An 18397-nucleotide genomic window follows, 5' to 3' on the forward strand; every position below is an offset into this window, starting at 1 on the left:
ATATAACGATGTTAATGCTCAAGAATTATTTAACAATTACAAAGTCATAAAAACTATACATGATCTCCCCCGTTAATTTGGGACACTTTTGATGTCAGGAAAAGGAGAGAGACATGGCTTACAAAAGATACCCAGAAGAATTTATGGATCAAGCAGTGCAGTTATGCTTAGCGGAAGATGCAAATCGTAAAGAAATAGCAGATAATCTAGGAATAAATTATAAAACACTCTGTACATGGATAACCAGCTACATGTCAAAATTATAATGTTCCCAGAAAAAGCTACTGATTTTAGAAAGATTTTTATTCCTAGATGTTAAAGTTAACTAGATAAATTAGGAAATAGATAAATGAGTAAAAAAAGAGTAACGTATACAGCTGATTTTAAAGCTAAAGTAATTATAGAATTGCTAGAAGGCGATATGACAGTTAATGAGATAGCAAGTAAGTATGATTTACTTCCTAAAAACGTGCACAATTGGAAGCAGTAATTTTTATCTAATGCTTGCTTAGCATTTGATAAAAGCTCTGTTGTTAAGGAGTATAAGCAGGAAATAGATGAGCTTAGAAAAGATAAAGATGCAACAAGTAAAAAACTAGGCGAGGTAATAGTAGAGAGGGATTTTTAAATGGGAAAGCTAAAAAGCTTGGTATCATCAAATGATAGAGTAAACTCTGTAGATACTAAGCTAGAATTATCTTTAAATAATCAGCTTAAACTATTATCTGTATCTAAGAGTGTGTACTATTATACACCAATATCAAAATTTAGTAGTAATGATGATATTAGACTATTAAATGCAATAGATTTGATACATACTAAACATCCATATTATGGTACGAGAAGGCTAGTAAAGTTGCTAAATAGATTAGGATTTCTAGCTGGAAGGAAGCTAATCAAAAGTGCTATGGAATTCATGGGTATTAAGGCATTGTATCCTAAAAAAAAGACAACTGTCATTAATAAGCAACACAAGAAATATCCATACTTACTTAATGTATTTAAAAATGAGACGAATCAGGTTGTTATAGATAAAGCTAATAAGGTATGGAGTGCTGATATCACGTATATTAGACTAGAATGTGGGTATGCATATTTAGCAGCCATAATAGATTGGCATAGCAAGAAAATACTAGCTTGGAAGATTTCTAATACTATGGATACACATCTAACAACTAGTGTGTTAAAAGAAGCGTTATTTAAATATGGTAAACCTGATATCTTTAACTCTGATCAAGGAACTCAATATACAGCAAAAGAGCATATTAAAATATTATCTGATAATAAAATAAATATATCTATGGATGCTAAAGGAAGATCTATAGATAATATTGCAATTGAGAGATTTTGGAGAACACTGAAATATGAAAATGTTTATCCGGCATCATATATAACTATGAAAGAGGCTAAAGTAGGTATCAAAGAATATATTGATATTTACAACAATGAAAGACTACATTCTAGTATTGGATATATGACTCCTGATGAAGTATATTCTGGTATTTTAGATGCTGCATAAAAGCAAGGAATAAAAATATTTTATAAAGTGGTATTGAATAACAGGGACAGTTTAGATAAACAAATTGTCTTTATCACAAAGCAGACTAATAAATAAATATGTAAAAAATGATTCTATTATTAATGTTTCAGATAGTTTTAGTTATAAAGGAGATATTTCAATACTTTATACCAAGCTTGGTATCGAAAATGTAATAATCCCTGAAATAAAGTCTTACAATACTACCATTAAGTTATTATCACAATACTCAATTAACACCAATAGTCTAGAAAATTATTATAATTTAGCTTTGGATAATTATATATCTAGTTATAAAAAAACATATATAGACTTAATAGGAGAGTATAAAACTAATATTAGTGCTAATGATATAATGTACTCTTTATCACTAATGACATCAGCTAACTCCCAGTTCAACAACATATTAGGAGTTCTTTCAAGGAATACAACTCTTGATTGTAGCATTAGATTTTTGTTTGACTTATTAAAATTATAGCATTTAATAAATTTAGATTTCGTTTGTAATAGCAATAAATTACATAAAAAAAATTTATATTATAAGATAATTCTCACTGTTTAAAATATTCAAGTGGCAAAATTAAAGGCCTATAGACTATTACTTAGTAATTGACTAATTTTAAAACCCTGTATATTATGGCTTATGCAATTATTTATAAAAAATTATAGGGATGGGTTCATGAAAATAAAAAAGACATTTACAGTATTATTACTAGCTGTATCAGTACTTTCACTAAGTAGTTGTTGGCTTATTATTGGTGCAGTTGTTGGAGCTGGTACAATTGCTTATGTTCAAGGTGAATATTCTATGAACATAGATGGTAGTTTAAAAGATGTTTATAATGGTGCATTAGAGGCTGTACAAAGTAACAATGATTATGTTATAACTAAAAAAGATATTACTCCGACAGATGCAACAATAGAGGGTAATACAAAAGTAGATGCTACAAATTTTTCTATTAAAATAGAAAAACTTACTAGCAAGGCATCAAAAGTTACTATTAAATTTGGTACTTTTGGAGATCGTACAGCATCAGCAACATTGATGGATCAAATTCAAAAGAATATTAAATAATATAGAAGGGTAAAAAATGAAACTCCTCAAAAAACTTCTTTTCATGTCACTTATCTCTTGCTCTGTGGTAGCGTTAAATAGCTGTAGACATACAGCGGTACCTGTTGGTGATGGAACAGTCACATACTCTGATGGAAGCTACTCGATGAATATCGAAGGAAACTACAATGAGGTTTATGAAGCAGCATTAAAAGCCATAAATGAAAATAATGGCTTTGTATTCGTTTCTAAAGCTATCGATAGCAAACATTATAAGGCTAAGGTTGAAGGTGCAACAAAAATAGATAGTACCAGCTTTTCAATAGAGATAAAGAAACTTACAAACAATATATCAAAAGCTACCATCAAGTTTGGTACTTTTGGAGATAAACAAATGTCATCAACTCTAATGGATCAAATTCAAAAGAATGTAAAATAAGATAGAATAGAAGGATAAAAATGAAACTCCTTAAAAAATGTTTTTTTGTATTAATACTCTCTTGTTCTGTAATAGCTTTAAACAGTTGTATACTTGCTGCGGTAGCTGTTGGTGGTGGGACAGTTGCATACCTTAATGGAAACTACTCTATGAATATACAAGGAAATTATAAGGATGTTTACATTGCTTCATTAAAAGCAGTGAAAGAAAACAATGACTTTGTATTAGTTTCTAAAACTATTGATAGTAAGAATAATAATGCTGATATTGAAGGTGCTACAAAAATAGATAGCACTAGTTTTTCTGTAGAAATTAAGAAACTTACTAAATATGCATCAAAAGTTACTATTAAGTTTAGTGCTTTTGGAAACCAGCAAATGTCATCAACGTTAATGGATAAAATCCAAGCTAAATTATATCAAAAGTCTTAAGTATGCGCAAAACTATTCGCTTAATAATACTATCTATATTTACTGTTTACTGTCTTAACAGTTGTATATTGACAGCGGTACTGGTTGGTAGTGCAATTGTTGCTGGAGGAGCAGTATATTATGTAAAAGGTGATTATGTTATAGAAATTCCTCGAGATTTAAGAACGGTATATAATGCCACGATAAAGGCAATACAAGTGAATCGCAAGTACTCTCTTAAAAACCAAACATATACTGGAAAATCAGCAAAAGTTGAGGCATCTGAAGCAGGCTCTGATATTTCGATAGAGTTAACAAGTATAAAAAGTAGAACAACAGAAATAAAAATTCGATATGGGACTTTAGGGGACGAAAAAAAATCTGCTAATTTAGCAAACGAAATAACTAAAAATATTAACTAGTAAATTATTGTTTAATTTTTACTGAACTTTTCCTTTTTAATTAGATTTAAAAATGTATAATTTGTGGCAATGATTAAGCCAAAATTTAATATTCCAATGAGCAATAAGGTATTAGATAGATATTACACAAATAACAGACATATTTGGGTGCTAGTTTTATCTGGTGCTCTTATAGGGATTATGATTGGCTTAATAGCATCATCTTTTCAACTATTTCTAGACCTTATATTTAAATATAAGGAAAAGCTTTTCTCACTTTGTGGTAGTAGTACTATACTACAAATTTTAATATCTATTTCGATCACCATAACGATGGTAGTTATATCTGTATTCATTGTCAGAAAATTTGCTAAAGAAGCAGGCGGAAGTGGTATACATGAGGTTGAAGGGGCTCTAAAAGGTTGTAGAAAACTACGTAAACGTGTAGTTCCTGTAAAGTTTGTGAGTGGACTTTTCTCATTAGGTTCTGGCTTAAGCTTGGGTAAAGAAGGTCCTTCAATTCATATGGCTGCAGCAATTGCTCAATTCTTTGTTGATAGATTTAAGCTAACTAAAAAGTATGCCAATGCCGTAATATCAGCTGGTGCTGGTGCCGGTCTAGCAGCTGCCTTTAATACTCCTTTATCTGGAATAGTTTTTGTAATAGAGGAAATGAACAGAAAGTTTAGATTTAGTGTATCTGCCATCAAATGTGTCATAGTAGCATGCATTATGAGTACAGTTGTCACAAGAGCCATAATGGGTAATCCTCCAGCTATAAGGGTTGAAACATTTAGCTCTGTACCACAAAATACTCTTTGGCTTTTCGTAGTCTTAGGCATTGTATTTGGGTATTTTGGATTATTATTTAATAAGTCTCTGATTAAAGTTGCCAATTTCTTTTCGAACGGCTCAAAAAGAAGGTATTGGACTCTTGTTGTAACTGTCTGTATAATTTTTGGTACTGGAGTAGTTTTTGCTCCTAATGCTGTTGGTGGTGGGTATGTAGTTATAGCAAATTCTCTTGATTATAATTTTTCTATAAAAATGCTCCTAGCTATGTTTGCATTACGTTTTGCCGGTGTGATCTTTTCTTATGGTACCGGTGTCACAGGTGGCATATTTGCTCCGATGATTGCATTAGGTACTATTTTTGGACTTGCTTATGGGCTTGCCATAAATCAGCTTTTCCCACAGTATAATGTTGAAGCAGGAGTTTTTGCTGTTGCTGGTATGAGCGCCTTATTTACTGCTACAGTTGGAGCTCCATTAACAGGCATCACTCTTGTAATTGAGATGACTTGGAATTACCAGTTATTACTACCTCTTATGATAACTTGTCTTAGTGCATCAATGCTTACATATATTCACCATCAAAAACCAATATATGATACTCTACTAAGACGAACTATTTCAAATGAAAGAAAGCAAGAGGAGAGGTTAAAGAATGAGCGAAATCAAAAACAAACTCCAAATACTTCAGAACAAACTATCACAAAAGAAGAATTATAATCACGCAATATCTTTAATGCATTGGGATCTAGAAACAGAAGCTCCCAAAATTCAATAAAAACAAGATCTGAAGTTCTTGGCTTTTTTAGTGAAAAAGTCTATGATGCTATAAACAATAATGAGGTTGATACCAGTTTAGATTTTTTAAATAAAAATTACTCTAAGCTTGATGAAATTAATAAAAGAATTGTATATTTAACAACTAAAGAGAAAGATAAGCTTAGCAAAATACCAAAACAATAATATGTTGAATACAGTAAAATACTATCTCAAGCACAAAAAAATTGGGTAGAAGCTCGCCAAAATAATGATTTCGAAATATTTGCCCCATTTTTAGAAAAAATAATAAGCTATCAGAAAAAATATATCCAACGGATAGGATATTCAGAACATCCTTATGATGTATTATTAGATGAGTATGAAGAAGGAATGACTGTTGCTAAATTAGAGCCTTTTTTTAATAGTCTAAAAGAAAGTATAGTCCCCTTATTAGACAAAATAAAATCTGCCAAGCAAGTAGATACCACATGTGTTGACCAAAACTATGATATTGAGAAGCAAAAAAAATACTCGTATAAGGTTGCTGAGCAATTAGGTTTTAATTTTGAGAGTGGAGTTTTAAAAGAAAGTGCACACCCATTTACATTAAATTTTAATAAATATGATGTCAGGATGACAACTCGTTATATACAGAATCTTTTTACATCATCACTGTTTAGTACAATCCATGAAACAGGTCATGCGATGTACGAACAAAATATTAACGATGATATTTACGATACTATCCTTGGCACAGGTGTGAGCCTAGGGGTACATGAATCACAGTCGCGCTTTTATGAAAATCTTGTTGGTAAAAATAAGTCTTTCTAAAAAGCTAACTATAAAAACCTTCAGAAAATATTTCCAGAAAACCTTAAAAAGTTAGTGTTGATAGTTTCTATAAATCAATAAATAAAGTCGCCTCAAGCTTAATTCGAGTTGAAGCTGATGAGCTAACTTACTCGCTACACATTCTTGTGCGCTTTGAGATAGAAAAAGAAATTTTTGAAAAAGATATTTCAATTAAAGAGCTACCAAAACTTTGGAATGATAAATACCAAAAATATTTAGGAATCACTCCTAATGATTATGCTGATGGTATTTTACAGGATGTTCATTGGGCTGCAGGATTATTTGGTTATTTCCCAACATATGCTTTAGGTAGTGCATATGCTTCTCAGATATTTCACTATATGAATAAGAAATTTGATATTAACCATGCAATTGAAGAAAATAAGCTAGATCAAATTCTTAATTTTTTAAACAATAATATTCATAAATTTGGTAGCCTTAAGCCTGCGAATGGGGTGATATATAATATGTGTGGTGAGCATCTAAATGCTAGGTATTATATTGATTATTTAGAAAATAAATTTTCAGAGATTTATAACCTGTAATATCATTGTTATTTAGTTTTATCCTCTATATTTAAATAATGGCATGAACTTTTTTAGACTACTAAAATAATTTATTAATTAGATATATAGTTAAAAATCAATCTCTTGAGCAAGGTAAAAGGCAATATCTTTTTCGTAGTATGCAGATTCATTGATAAAGATAGGATACCATTGACCAGGCTCACTCAATAACTTAATGCTTCCATCCATTAATTCAAAAATAGGATCTTGATGATTAATAGGTTGAAAGTCTTTGCCATCAAGGTTTCTATGAATTACAGCATCAATATTACCTTCACTGTCTCTTGGAAAGTGAATAGTTTTAACTGCTTTATAAGCTTTACACTGTTTAGTTTTTGGTAAATTGTCATTATTTAGCATCTCAAAAAACTCTGTAATCTTATTTAGAATTTCTGTAGTTATATCAATAGCTTTAGGATCATAATTACTTGTATGTACAGCACCAATTTCAATAGTTAGTAACATTGGTGCAATATTATTAATTGCCATGCTAGTAACACTTTCATGTTGAATAACTCTAAGATTATCAATTTGTTCAACTAAAAATTCACATATTTTTTTAACTAATGGATTTTTTCCATCAGTTATGATGGTTTTACCAAGATTTGTAGTAGTTGTATGTAAATCAACTAAAAAATCAATTGGAGAATTAGATTTAGTACCATATAGTTGATTGATTTCTCGGGCTCTTTGATCTTCATAAGTATCTAGTGAAGAATTGTTTAAATCTGCAGTTGCAAAAGAACGATTTAAATCCTTATCTTTATATCTTCTACATAATTTAAATGCTTTTGGATTTGCTAGTAATGGAATTATATCTAGTGATTTTGTTTTTAGAGGTTTTTTTTCATACGGTTAATTATATAAACACCCGTATATTCATTTCCGTGAACTCCACCAGAAACTAGTAGTTTATTAACTTTCATACTAAGAGGAAAAGTTGTTATATGTAAGTTTATTATACTGTTGATTTAGTCAGAAATTACCACTTAAGTATACCAAAAGTATTATAAATAGCTTAAGAACTTCAGTTGATTATAAATTTATTTTATCTCTTATAAAAAATATTAACTATAATACCCCATGAAATTTTAACAACAATTTTGATCCTAAAGTAGCTAAACTATAAATGAGCAATTTAGGATAAATGTAAATGAGTAATAAGAGAAAAATATATACCGTTGAATTTAAGACTAAAGTTGTCTTGGAAGTATTGGGGAAAGATCAAACAATCACACAGTTATCAGTAAAATATAATATTACGCCCAAAAACATAAATAATTGGAAAACAGCCTTTTTAGAAAATGCTGAGTTGGTAATGGATCCATCCAAATCAGTATCACAATATAAAAAAGACAATGCAAAGCTTCAAACCAAGATAGATCAGTATTCTAAGAAGGTTGGACAACTAACAATTGAGAAGGAATTTCTTGAGGGAAAGCTCGTAAGCTTGGGATTATCTGATAGAAAAGCGATGATTGATCCTAAGCATAAATTATCTGTTGTAAAACAAAGTTGCTTATTAGAAGTTTCTAGAGCTGGTTTATATTACAAGCCTGTGGTTAACGAACATAAAGAAGAAGTAAAAGCAAAGCTTATACAGATACATGAGGAGATTCCCTGCTACGGCTATATAAAAGCTCATAAGCAATTAATAGAAGATGGGTTTAGCATCTGTGAGAACACAGTACAAAAGTATCGTAAAGAGTTAGGCATCAAAGCTATATTGGCGGTGAAAAAACCAAACTTAAACTTATCTGAACCTAACAAAGAGCATGCTATTTATAGTTACAAACTAAAAGGTTTAAGCATATTGAGACCTAATCAAGTTTGGTCTACAGATATTACATATATTAAGACTGATGCTGGCACAGTTTATATGGCAGCTATTATTGATTGGTACTCTAAGGCTGTACTAAGTTGGGAGATATCCAACACTATGGATAGTAGTTTAGTTATGAAAGTTTTAAATGAAGCTCTGTATAAATATGGAGTACCAGAAATATTTAACACTGATCAAGGTAGCCAGTACACATCTAACATTCATATCCAAACATTATTGGATAAAAAAATTACTATATCTATGGATGGTAAAGGTAGAGCAACTGATAACATTTGCATCGAAAGATTTTGGAGAAGTGCTAAATGTGAGAGATTTTATTTAAATCAATATCCTGGCATTGTTGAACTAAGAAACGATGTGGATGATTATATAGATTTTTATAATAATAGAAGATTTCATGAGTCTATCAATTATAAAAAACCTATGGAATTTTATTACGATAACTTATTGGAAAAACGGGCGGCTTAGATGGGAACTAAATAATTGAAAATATTGTTTAATTTATTGGGGTAGTATATTTTTAGCTTTGTCAAAAGACATATATAAATTACCACAATTTATATTATGACCTTTAAACCATGGAGATTCTCTAGAGATTGATATTGCGTAGACAAATCTTTTTGTATTATCCTTTTCTTCTACATAAGGACCCATAAGTCTAAAGTGATCAGCATATTCATTAGCATCTTTCTCAAATGTAAAAGGAATATCACTTTGATTAGTATTTGTGGGTGTTCCAGATAATTGTGGATATAGTTTATTATTAAAATATACTCCATAACCACCACTATGGTTTATAGAATCAGTGTTAGAATAACCAAGTTTAGCAACCAAATTAATCAGATAATTATTTGCTTGTTGAGCATTTATGAAACCATTTAATACGAAAATAGCATTTACAGGTTCTACAGTATAATTTTGAGGTTGAGACACTCCATTAATAACAAAATTTTTATCACCTCGCCAATATACCCAAGCAGCAGCAATGTTTTTTGGTAAGTTTTTTTCATTATATCCTTTGGTATTTACCATCATCCACTTACCAATAGGCGGCAGTAATTTAGCTATATTATTAGTTATAGGAACAATAGTATATTCTTTATTAGTAGTTCTGAATTTAATATTATCTTTAATTGGTTTTAGTTTACTCTGAGAGTCATTTTTTATGCCTTTATTCTTCCAGCTTGCAGTGCTTTCTAAATTTATGGGATCAAAAGTTAGACCACATGCTTTTAAATTATTACCAAAATGATTATTTGAATAACCAAGTGTAACAAGTAGTATAAACAATATAGAGATACTTAAATTTTTCATTTTATAAACCTTAATAGTTCTCTTAAGTTTAAGTACATTACATAACTTATACCTTCTAAGGTAATGTAAGTTATTCTTTAAAAGCTTTTAATAAAAGGGTTGTTGTCATTTTTACAAAATCACCTTCTTCTAATATATCTTTATCAAGTTCATATGAGCGCATAAATGGAGTGAGTGTTGCAGATGAAATAAACAAAAGAACATATTTAGCAGAAAAATCTTTTGATAACTGTCCAATTTCTTGAAAATGTTTAATTTCTTCTTCTAACTGATCAAATGATGCAATATTCTGTTGATTTTTAATTCCTGATAAAGAAGAATTTTTTTCTAAGCGTTGCCAATCTAAAATCTTTAACATATCTGGATTACTAGCATGGATATTAAACCTTGTGGCCACTAATTTTTTTACAAAACCTTCAAAAGTATCCTGTTTGATACAATCATTTATAGAAGAGAAGGTGTCTGGATTTATTAAAGATTCTTTTACTGTTTTCCATAAGTCGATTTTATTTGAAAAATAATGATAAATCAAAGAGCTTTGAACATTAGCTTTTTTAGCAATATCTCTAATAGATGTACCGTTAAAACCATTTTCAAGAAATAAATACTTTGCTGATTTAATTATTTTTTTTAATGTATTATTCGCTTTGATTTCCATAAGTTTAAATTTAGATTTTTAATTTCTAGCTTTTTAGATTATATCAGATAACATATGCTATTTTCTATTGAACGATCGATCATGAGGTGTTATTATTACTGATCACACGTTCAATAATTTTGTTTTTTGAGGTTAATTTTCATGAAATTTGTTACAAAAAAGCCTGTAGGAGTTGTTATGTTAACAATTTTTACAATAGCCTTAGGGTGTGGGTACTTTTTTGGAGCTGTGATGTTTACTCCATCTTTACCTGCTATTACAAGCTATTTTAGTACAAACTCGTCATTAGCTAGAATAACGGTATCAAGTTTTTTTATAACAATGGCATTATCACAACTCATTTATGGTCCAGCATCTGATAAATATGGTAGAAAACCATTTATATTAGTCGGTGGAGTAATATTTGCATGTGGTTCAGTATTTTGTATTTTGTCGCGGTCAGTCATTTTTTTAATCCTAGGTAGGGCAATACAAGGAATTGGTGCCGGTGCATTAATTACGTTAGCTAGGACACTTGTACAAGATTCATTTACAAAAGAACATTTTTTAAAAGCTGTAGCTTGGATGAGTATTTTTTTTGCAGTAGCTCCAGCTATTTCTCCTCTTATTGGAGGATTTTTACAGTTTCATTTTAGCTGGCAAAGTAGTTTTGTTTTTATGCTTATTTTTGCAATTACTTTAATTATTTCCGTAATTTTTCTCTTACCTGAGACAAATAAAAATAAAAATCCTGATGCAATGAATGTTAGACATTTGGCCAATAATTATTTAACTATTGCAAAGACTAAAATATTTTGGGTTTATCTGATTTTTATTATTACAGGTTTATCTGGAGGTATCTCTTTTGATGTGATTGGATCGTTTGTGCTAATTAATGATTATCACTTAACATCAGCAACATTTGGAATAGTTTCCACAATGCTATTAATGATGATAATTATTTCACGACTTTTGACATCAATGGTACTACTTAAGTATATAGAAAAAGAAAAAGTTATTTTATTAGGATTATTTATGATGTTTGGCTTATCGATTATTTTAGTAATATTAAACTTTTTTAAGTTGATAGATTTGGTAGATCTTATTCTTATTCTTGCTATTTTTTTCTTAGCAGCAGGTATTGTTACACCAATTTCCGTAGCAAGCCTTTTAAGTTTATTTGATAATATGAAGGGAGTTGCTAGTGCTTTTTATGGTTCTATGCAAATGTGTGGAATTTTTTTGGTAAGCATAGTTGCATCTAGTATGAATCCATATATTGGTTTTATGTTAAGTATTCTAAGCGTATTGTCTTTTACTAGTTTACTTGTGGGTATTAGAGTATTTTATAAGCAAAAATGTAGATTTAGTTTTAGAGATAAGACAATACAGCCAACTTAATTTATCTTTTCTCTAGATCGTAATTTTGTCGCTTGAATAAAGATGTGATCTTTGGAATCAAAAGATAGTTTTGGGTATGTCCATTAGTCATAGAACATCTTAAAATACATTAACTAAAAGAGGTCCTAGGAGCTTAAGAAAAAATGGCTACATGCAGAGGAGTTTCCAGTTGAAAATAAAAGGTTAAGAATTATTACTAAGTTCTAATTCTACTTGTGCTCGAACCATTTCAATTCGGCCTTTGCAGCCACACGCAAATGCTCGAGTAATTGCACAAAATCACTAGCTTGCCGGTGATTAATAAATTTTCCATCACGCATCTTGATGACATCAATTACACGAAACTTAACTTTTTTACCCGTTGGAGGGATATCTAGCCAAGAACCTGTGTGAGTACCATAAAAGTCTTTCATAGTCCAGACTGTATCTCCCTCAGCTGCCATATCTATAATATTTACCTTCATATCAGGAAAAGCTTTAAACAGAGTTTCGTGCATAACTTTATCTCCCTCTCTCTCGAGGGAAGCCTTCAGGACATTCGTTGTTGTAGAAATCAGGAGCAAAAAATCTCTCAATAATGGCTTCAACATTATGCTCGTTTTGTACAACTGATCTACCCCGTCAATTTGGGACAGTTTACTACTTCATTTTCCATTATATATTCAAATTGATATGGAGTCATATAATTTATTGTAGAATGTCTCCTTTTTGTATTATAGTAAGCTTCAATATATTCAAATATTGATAGTTTAGCTTCTTCTCTAGTTTTATAGCTTTCATCATGTACTAACTCTACTTTTAAAGTTCCAAAGAAACTTTCACAAGCAGCATTATCGTAACAGCATCCTTTAGAGCTCATACTTGATAGTAGCCAGTGTTCTTTAATAATGTCTTGATATTGTTTGCTACAGTACTGTGACCCTTTATCAGAGTGTATAATCACACAAAGATACAGCCACCCCTCTTGTGTAGGTACATAAGTTATATCTGTAACCCACCTATGATTTACAGATAAAGCAGTGAAGTTTTGTTCTAATAAATTATCATAAACATGTTTGTTGTGGTTAGAATCTGTAGTTTTCTTATGCTTACGAGCCGCTTTAGCATGTAAACCAAGTAATTTCATACGTTTAGATACTCTAGGTTGAGTAACTTTCCAACCCATATCTTTAAGCTCTTTGTATATCCAACTGCAAATGGTTTTATATTTAACCCCTAAATTATCTGCTATTTCTCGTCTATTTGCATCTGGTTGTAAACATAATTTAACAGCTTCATCTTTAAACTCTTTTGTATATCTCATCTTGTCTCATTTTCTTAACACCTAAGTGTCCCAAATAGGAGGGTATGATCAGTTACTGTATAAAGCTCTTTTTCTCAAGCTGAAAGCTACATAATAGCAAAAGTAATTAAATCTATAAGCTGTAATTTTTAATAAAAACAAGTATTTATTTTGATGTTTTCCTTATTAAAAATAGCAAGAAAAAGCACACTATTGACATAATAATCATTGTAATAGCTATTGGAAGAGAACTTGTAGCTGGGAAAAGCATTGCAACACTGCCAATAATCCCACTAATTGCAAACTCCATAGTACCAAATAATGCTGCAGCAACACCAGCCATCTCATAAAAAGGCTCAAGACTACCGCTTGCTCCTGTGCCGGTGGTAAAGGCTGCACCAAAAGTAGCAAAAAAACACGGTGCAAAGAAGCCCCAAAGTGTTAGACCATATATCATATATATAATTAAAGACGTTATACCTGCAACAAGAACACATCCAACTCCGAATATTGCGGTACTATAAACACCAAGTACATTAACTATTGCTCCAGATAGTAATGACCCCAAAAGAAAGGCAACTCCAGCAGAACCAAAAACCACATATATCTCCGAAATTGGGTAACCTAGATAATTAATAATATAAGGAGTCATCGAAAATAATATAAAAAATGACGCCATACCTGAGACAGCCGTCAAAGAATAAGCCCAAAACTGTAGAGATCTCCCAACATACAAATATCGTGCAAAGACGTCCCATGACATTTTTTTACGTCTCTCAACAGGTAGGCTCTCTTTTACAAATATCACAACAATTAAGAAAGCTATAGTAGCTAATATTGTCAGGAAAATAAATGCTGACTCCCATTCAAAATGCATAGCTAATTGGACACCAATAAGAGGCCCAATTATTGGTGAAACAGATATTATTGCATTAATAGAACTATATATCATCGAACTTGTTTTACCTGAAAAAGCATCTCTAATAATAGCAAAAGCACAAACAGATAAACCGCAACAACCTAACCCTTGGATAACTCTTGAGAATATTAGAAAATCAATATTCGTTGATATAGCACATAACACTGAACCAATAACAAATAGTATTGATGATAATAAAATAACTTTAAATCTACCTAGCTGATCAGATAATGGTCCTAAAAAAAGCTGACCAACTCCAGTAACAACTAGAAATAAAGATAGTGTAACTTGGACCATTTGCTGAGTGGTATTCAAACCTTCACGCATCTCTGGCAGAACAGGCATATAAACATCCATAGCCAATGCAAAAGCAAAAACCATAGAGCCTAAAACAAAAATCGTCTTTAATGGAGAATATTTCCACATAAGAGCCTCAATATTGATATTATTATTGAATAATAGGGTATAGTATATATCACAACTTTTCACATGTTAATTACTACCAAATAAGTAGTAATTTATTTTTTATTAATTAAATAGCTCACAATGTTATAATATTCGTCATAAATAATTTCTTTAAATTAAATAGTGCTCAAAAAACTTATATTAAGTATACCCATAATAATGCTACCGCTACTATCTTTTGCAAGCGATAGTGAATCAACACTTAGTGCCGTTAGTGTTAATGCAACTAGCCACCCTTTAGCAATAGCTGCTATCGTAGTATTCATTCTAGCTTATTTATTAGTTATGACTGAGGATTTTACAAAACTCAACAAATCAAAACCTGTAATTGTTGCAGCTGGTGTAATTTGGGTTTTGGTAGCTATTGTCGGCGAATCAGTTGGTGCAAATAATATTGTTCGTAGTAATTTCAATCATATTATGACTGAGTACGGTGAGCTATTGCTTTTTTTATTAGTCGCGATGGCGTACATAAACCTTATGGAAGATAGAAATGTTTTTGCTAAATTAAAAAGCTCTCTGCTTAGAGCTGGTTTTGGTTTCTTAGGTACTTTTTGGCTAACAGGAATTATCTCATTCTTTTTATCAGCTGTTGCTGATAACCTAACTACAGCTTTAGTTATGAGCACTGTTGTTATTTCCATAGGTAAAGATAATAAAAAATTTGTCACAATGGCTTGTGTGAACGTTGTTGTTGCAGCAAACGCAGGTGGTGCATTCTCACCATTTGGAGATATTACAACACTGATGGTTTGGCAAAAAGGTGTTGTTAGTTTTACAGAGTTTTTTTCAATATTTTTACCATCACTAGTTAACTTCCTAGTTCCTGCGATTATTATGAGCTTCTTTTTGCCAAAAATGGAAGCCCAATCAATAGTTGAAGACAAGGTTGAACTAAAACGTGGTGCTATATCAGTAATAGTCCTATTTATACTCACGATAGCAACAGCAGTCTCATTTGAACATATTCTTCACTTACCTCCTTCCCTAGGTATGATGACCGGTTTTGGTTATGTAATGATCTATAATTATTTCTACGGTTTAAAAATAGCATATGAGGAAAAAAATCCTAAAGGTCACAAGATGCCTCCTCATGCTTTTGATATTTTTGATAAAGTTAAAGATGCTGAGTGGGATACTTTGTTATTCTTCTATGGTATTTTAGTTTCTGTGCAAGGACTTGCAGCTCTTGGTTACTTGGGTGTAGCTTCTCAATATATCTACACAGATATGCAATCTATAGCCCCAAGTCTATTTTCCGCACATACACAGGCCAATACAATAATAGGTATACTTTCAGCGATAATAGACAATATTCCTGTAATGTTTGCAGTGCTAAGTATGAATCCTGTTATGGAGCATGCACAATGGTTGCTAATAACTCTTACAGCCGGTGTTGGAGGTAGTTTATTGGCTATTGGTTCTGCTGCTGGTGTCGCTGTGATGGGTAAATCAAAGGGTAGATATACTTTTATGGGCCATCTAAAATGGACATGGGTTATTGCCATTGGCTACTTTGCTAGCATAGCTGTTCATTTACTAATTAATCACGATGGCTCTAAAATCTTATTTTGATATCGTTTTACTCTTTTGTTATGACTAACTGATATATAAGCTACTTCTTTGTCTTTTAATAAATCATATATGCTCTTTTTTCTGATTGATTATCATATTTGTTCGATAGCATTATAAAAAAAGCTAGATACTAATGATTTAAAAACACCTAAGCCAACACTAACAAATTCAAAAACCACAGAACTATAAAAGCACCAATAATGCAACGATGCCGGCTCTGATTTTTCAAAACTCGCCTGATATCTCCTAGTAGCTTATAAAAAAATATTTCATTTACGATTCTGCTTTATAAGGCACCGATATAACAACTCTTGCTGCAGTTTTTTTATCTTTTTTATCCATTGCAGCAATTGCCAACTTAACCATACGAGAATTTTGATTATGAAGTAAAAAGTGCCACCATTTTGTATTAACTACTTCAGGAATCACAACCACTGAATAGCCTCTTTCAGGATCTCTTAGGTCATTTTTACGTAAAATTTGTAATACTGGTGTAATAAACGAATTATAGACAGGACGCATTATTAAAAGTTTTTCTTTAAATGCTAAATTTTTCCATTGGGCTTTTATCTTAGCTATTTTTTTCTCATTAGCCGAAACAAAAACAGGTGTGATATCATCTGATATATTTCTTGCTAACCTTAATGCTTCTATTGTACCACGGTGAATACGAGAGACTAGAAGTATAATTTTAGGCTTTGCATTCTCATGAACGCAAGCATTTACAATAGCTTCATCAACACTTAATGCTAAGTTATTTTCTCTTTTTATGTAGTGATTCTTAATCGAGTATAAACCAAACATAATAATTACAATCGCAATTATTATTATCCACACTCCTTCGAAAAATTTACTCTCCACAATTGTTATTAGTACAACAAATGTTGCTACACAGCCAAAAGCATTTATAAAGGCTCTAAGGCCCCAACTTTTATATTGACGTTTATTTCTATACCAAAACTTAACCAAACCAGCCTGACAAAGAGTAAACGCAATAAATACTCCAAATGCATACAGTGGAATCAACTTACTAACTTGTGCTTCAAAAATAACTACCAAAATTGCTGATAAAACTGTCAGCATCACAATACCATTTCTAAAAGCAAATCTATCTCCAACACGTTGTAGTTGTTCTGGTAAATATTGATCTTTACTCATGATAGATGCTAGAGTAGGAAACCCTGTAAAACAAGTGTTTGCTGCCATAAGCAGTATCAGACAAGTTGATGCCTGTAAAAAATAGTATAAAATACCATTCCCTAAAACTTGATGAGCTACCTGAGATAAAACACTCTCTGAAAAGCAGGGATAAATATTTGTTTTAGTAGCAATAAATGTAACTCCAGCAAACATAATTATAGATAGTAAGGTCATCAAAACTATACCGAATATAGCTTTTGACAGCACTGGTAACTTATATGCTGAAACACCATTTGCATATGATTCAATACCAGTAAGAGCAGCACTACCTGATGAAAAAGCCCTTAAAACAAGAGTAATTGTTAGTACCCCTATTGAAGTATGCATTTGGTTAACATAATTCTGTGTATACTCAAACTTTGCTAAAGAACCATCGCTGTATTGATAAACCCCAATAACTATCATTATAAGTATTGAAGCAATAAACATATATGTAGGCCATGCAAAGATTTTTGCTGTTGATTTAACCCCACGTAAATTTATAACCATTAAAAGTACAAGTAAAGCTAAAGCCAATTCAACAATATAATCATTTAATACAGGAAACGCTGAACTAATAGCAACAGATGCTGTAGATACAGATACGGCTACAGTAAGTATATAGTCAATGATTAATGATGCTGCTGTTAGTAAAAGTAGTTTTTCATTAAAATGAGTTTTTACTATCGAATATGATCCACCGCCTTCTGGATGGGCCTTTATAACCTGAGCATAGGAGAATCCCATCAATAATATTAGTAAAATCACCATCAATGCAACACCAATAGCATACTTAGAAACAGCAGTAGCTCCAGCTATTGCTAAAACTATAAATACCTCTCCTGTTGCGTAAGATACTGATGACAATGCATTTGAAGATAAAATTGCAAATCCTGAGAATAATCCTATTTTCTGTTCATGCTGCTTAGCTGCAGGAATTGGTGAACCGAATATTAGATTTCTTATTTTCAT

19 protein-coding genes and 1 pseudogene are annotated in these 18397 nt (G+C 31.2%); 12 read left to right on the forward strand and 8 right to left on the reverse strand.

Annotated features, from left to right (window positions below; genetic code table 11):
- Positions 1–113: 113 nt before the first annotated feature.
- From CDV26_RS00240 to CDV26_RS00285, 9 genes and pseudogenes are all read left to right on the forward strand, one after another.
- Positions 114–266, forward strand: coding sequence for a transposase (locus tag CDV26_RS00240; RefSeq protein ID WP_088771589.1), 153 nt, complete (start codon positions 114–116; stop codon positions 264–266).
- An 83-nt stretch (positions 267–349) separates the two neighbouring features.
- On the forward strand, positions 350–490 hold the full coding sequence (locus tag CDV26_RS12745; protein WP_088772134.1) for a transposase: 141 nt from the start codon (positions 350–352) through the stop codon (positions 488–490).
- A 138-nt stretch (positions 491–628) separates the two neighbouring features.
- Positions 629–1519 (forward strand): IS3 family transposase, encoded by an 891-nt coding sequence (locus CDV26_RS00250; protein ID WP_088771590.1) that lies wholly within the window; start codon positions 629–631, stop codon positions 1517–1519.
- A gap of 697 nt (positions 1520–2216) precedes the next feature.
- Positions 2217–2612: a DUF3568 family protein gene (locus CDV26_RS00260; protein ID WP_088771592.1), complete on the forward strand. Its 396-nt coding sequence runs from the start codon at positions 2217–2219 to the stop codon at positions 2610–2612.
- A 16-nt stretch (positions 2613–2628) separates the two neighbouring features.
- Positions 2629–3030 (forward strand): DUF3568 domain-containing protein, encoded by a 402-nt coding sequence (locus CDV26_RS00265; RefSeq protein ID WP_088771593.1) that lies wholly within the window; start codon positions 2629–2631, stop codon positions 3028–3030.
- 20 nt (positions 3031–3050) lie between these two features.
- Positions 3051–3461 (forward strand): DUF3568 domain-containing protein, encoded by a 411-nt coding sequence (locus tag CDV26_RS00270; RefSeq protein ID WP_088771594.1) that lies wholly within the window; start codon positions 3051–3053, stop codon positions 3459–3461.
- Positions 3462–3463: 2 nt separating this feature from the next.
- On the forward strand, positions 3464–3862 hold the full coding sequence (locus CDV26_RS00275; protein WP_088771595.1) for a DUF3568 family protein: 399 nt from the start codon (positions 3464–3466) through the stop codon (positions 3860–3862).
- Between the two features lie 96 nt (positions 3863–3958).
- Positions 3959–5353, forward strand: coding sequence for a H(+)/Cl(-) exchange transporter ClcA (gene clcA, locus CDV26_RS00280; protein ID WP_088773410.1), 1395 nt, complete (start codon positions 3959–3961; stop codon positions 5351–5353).
- Positions 5289–6789 (forward strand): annotated as a pseudogene (locus CDV26_RS00285) (carboxypeptidase M32). The gene clcA and the pseudogene CDV26_RS00285 overlap by 65 nt, the downstream one beginning before the upstream one ends.
- Before the next feature lie 90 nt (positions 6790–6879).
- On the opposite strand, the gene CDV26_RS00290 reads toward CDV26_RS00285, so the two are convergent.
- Positions 6880–7626, reverse strand: coding sequence for an aspartoacylase (locus tag CDV26_RS00290; protein WP_476701711.1), 747 nt, complete (start codon positions 7624–7626; stop codon positions 6880–6882).
- A 17-nt stretch (positions 7627–7643) separates the two neighbouring features.
- Positions 7644–7736 carry a hypothetical protein gene (locus tag CDV26_RS14105; protein ID WP_476701695.1) on the reverse strand — a complete coding sequence of 31 codons (93 nt, stop codon included), beginning with the start codon at positions 7734–7736 and terminating at the stop codon, positions 7644–7646.
- A gap of 227 nt (positions 7737–7963) precedes the next feature.
- Between CDV26_RS14105 and CDV26_RS00295 the strand changes: the two genes are divergently transcribed.
- Complete coding sequence (locus tag CDV26_RS00295) at positions 7964–9121, forward strand: IS3 family transposase (protein ID WP_088771596.1); 1158 nt, start codon at positions 7964–7966, stop codon at positions 9119–9121.
- Between the two features lie 33 nt (positions 9122–9154).
- On the opposite strand, the gene CDV26_RS11765 is transcribed toward CDV26_RS00295, so the two are convergent.
- Positions 9155–9967, reverse strand: a complete 813-nt coding sequence (locus tag CDV26_RS11765) for a hypothetical protein (protein WP_157671267.1) — start codon at positions 9965–9967, stop codon at positions 9155–9157.
- Between the two features lie 70 nt (positions 9968–10037).
- The gene (locus CDV26_RS00305) at positions 10038–10625 is read right to left on the reverse strand and encodes a TetR/AcrR family transcriptional regulator (protein WP_088771597.1); all 588 of its coding nucleotides are present in this window, start codon (positions 10623–10625) and stop codon (positions 10038–10040) included.
- Between the two features lie 141 nt (positions 10626–10766).
- Between CDV26_RS00305 and CDV26_RS00310 the strand changes: the two genes are divergently transcribed.
- Entirely contained in the window at positions 10767–12005 is a 1239-nt protein-coding gene (locus tag CDV26_RS00310) for a Bcr/CflA family efflux MFS transporter (protein ID WP_088771598.1), read from the forward strand.
- 209 nt (positions 12006–12214) lie between these two features.
- On the opposite strand, the gene CDV26_RS00315 is transcribed toward CDV26_RS00310, so the two are convergent.
- From CDV26_RS00315 to CDV26_RS00325, 3 genes are all read right to left on the reverse strand, one after another.
- Complete coding sequence (locus tag CDV26_RS00315; RefSeq protein ID WP_157671270.1) at positions 12215–12502, reverse strand: ester cyclase; 288 nt, start codon at positions 12500–12502, stop codon at positions 12215–12217.
- A gap of 116 nt (positions 12503–12618) precedes the next feature.
- Positions 12619–13308, reverse strand: a complete 690-nt coding sequence (locus CDV26_RS00320) for an IS3 family transposase (protein ID WP_088771600.1) — start codon at positions 13306–13308, stop codon at positions 12619–12621.
- A gap of 145 nt (positions 13309–13453) precedes the next feature.
- Positions 13454–14632, reverse strand: a complete 1179-nt coding sequence (locus tag CDV26_RS00325; protein WP_088773411.1) for a multidrug effflux MFS transporter — start codon at positions 14630–14632, stop codon at positions 13454–13456.
- A gap of 162 nt (positions 14633–14794) precedes the next feature.
- Between CDV26_RS00325 and nhaD the strand changes: the two genes are divergently transcribed.
- Complete coding sequence (nhaD, locus tag CDV26_RS00330) at positions 14795–16246, forward strand: sodium:proton antiporter NhaD (RefSeq protein ID WP_088771601.1); 1452 nt, start codon at positions 14795–14797, stop codon at positions 16244–16246.
- Positions 16247–16519: 273 nt separating this feature from the next.
- On the opposite strand, the gene CDV26_RS00335 is transcribed toward nhaD, so the two are convergent.
- Positions 16520–18397, reverse strand: a complete 1878-nt coding sequence (locus CDV26_RS00335) for an APC family permease (RefSeq protein ID WP_088771602.1) — start codon at positions 18395–18397, stop codon at positions 16520–16522.

This window comes from Francisella halioticida, from assembly GCF_002211785.1.
GTDB lineage: Bacteria > Pseudomonadota > Gammaproteobacteria > Francisellales > Francisellaceae > Francisella > Francisella halioticida.

Excerpts from the sequence above, each read along its gene's own strand:
- CDV26_RS00265 (WP_088771593.1), top strand. The coding sequence starts at position 2,629 with ATGAAACTCCTCAAAAAACTTCTTTTCATGTCACTTATCTCTTGCTCT.
- CDV26_RS14105 (WP_476701695.1), bottom strand. The coding sequence starts at position 7,736 with ATGAAAGTTAATAAACTACTAGTTTCTGGTGGAGTTCACGGAAATGAA.
- CDV26_RS00250 (WP_088771590.1), top strand. The coding sequence starts at position 629 with ATGGGAAAGCTAAAAAGCTTGGTATCATCAAATGATAGAGTAAACTCT.
- CDV26_RS00295 (WP_088771596.1), top strand. The coding sequence starts at position 7,964 with ATGAGTAATAAGAGAAAAATATATACCGTTGAATTTAAGACTAAAGTT.
- CDV26_RS00275 (WP_088771595.1), top strand. The coding sequence starts at position 3,464 with ATGCGCAAAACTATTCGCTTAATAATACTATCTATATTTACTGTTTAC.
- CDV26_RS00335 (WP_088771602.1), bottom strand. The coding sequence starts at position 18,397 with ATGAAAATAAGAAATCTAATATTCGGTTCACCAATTCCTGCAGCTAAG.
- CDV26_RS12745 (WP_088772134.1), top strand. The coding sequence starts at position 350 with ATGAGTAAAAAAAGAGTAACGTATACAGCTGATTTTAAAGCTAAAGTA.
- CDV26_RS00310 (WP_088771598.1), top strand. The coding sequence starts at position 10,767 with ATGAAATTTGTTACAAAAAAGCCTGTAGGAGTTGTTATGTTAACAATT.
- CDV26_RS00305 (WP_088771597.1), bottom strand. The coding sequence starts at position 10,625 with ATGGAAATCAAAGCGAATAATACATTAAAAAAAATAATTAAATCAGCA.
- CDV26_RS00325 (WP_088773411.1), bottom strand. The coding sequence starts at position 14,632 with ATGTGGAAATATTCTCCATTAAAGACGATTTTTGTTTTAGGCTCTATG.
- CDV26_RS00260 (WP_088771592.1), top strand. The coding sequence starts at position 2,217 with ATGAAAATAAAAAAGACATTTACAGTATTATTACTAGCTGTATCAGTA.
- CDV26_RS11765 (WP_157671267.1), bottom strand. The coding sequence starts at position 9,967 with ATGAAAAATTTAAGTATCTCTATATTGTTTATACTACTTGTTACACTT.
- CDV26_RS00320 (WP_088771600.1), bottom strand. The coding sequence starts at position 13,308 with ATGAGATATACAAAAGAGTTTAAAGATGAAGCTGTTAAATTATGTTTA.
- CDV26_RS00240 (WP_088771589.1), top strand. The coding sequence starts at position 114 with ATGGCTTACAAAAGATACCCAGAAGAATTTATGGATCAAGCAGTGCAG.
- clcA (WP_088773410.1), top strand. The coding sequence starts at position 3,959 with ATGAGCAATAAGGTATTAGATAGATATTACACAAATAACAGACATATT.
- CDV26_RS00315 (WP_157671270.1), bottom strand. The coding sequence starts at position 12,502 with ATGCACGAAACTCTGTTTAAAGCTTTTCCTGATATGAAGGTAAATATT.
- CDV26_RS00270 (WP_088771594.1), top strand. The coding sequence starts at position 3,051 with ATGAAACTCCTTAAAAAATGTTTTTTTGTATTAATACTCTCTTGTTCT.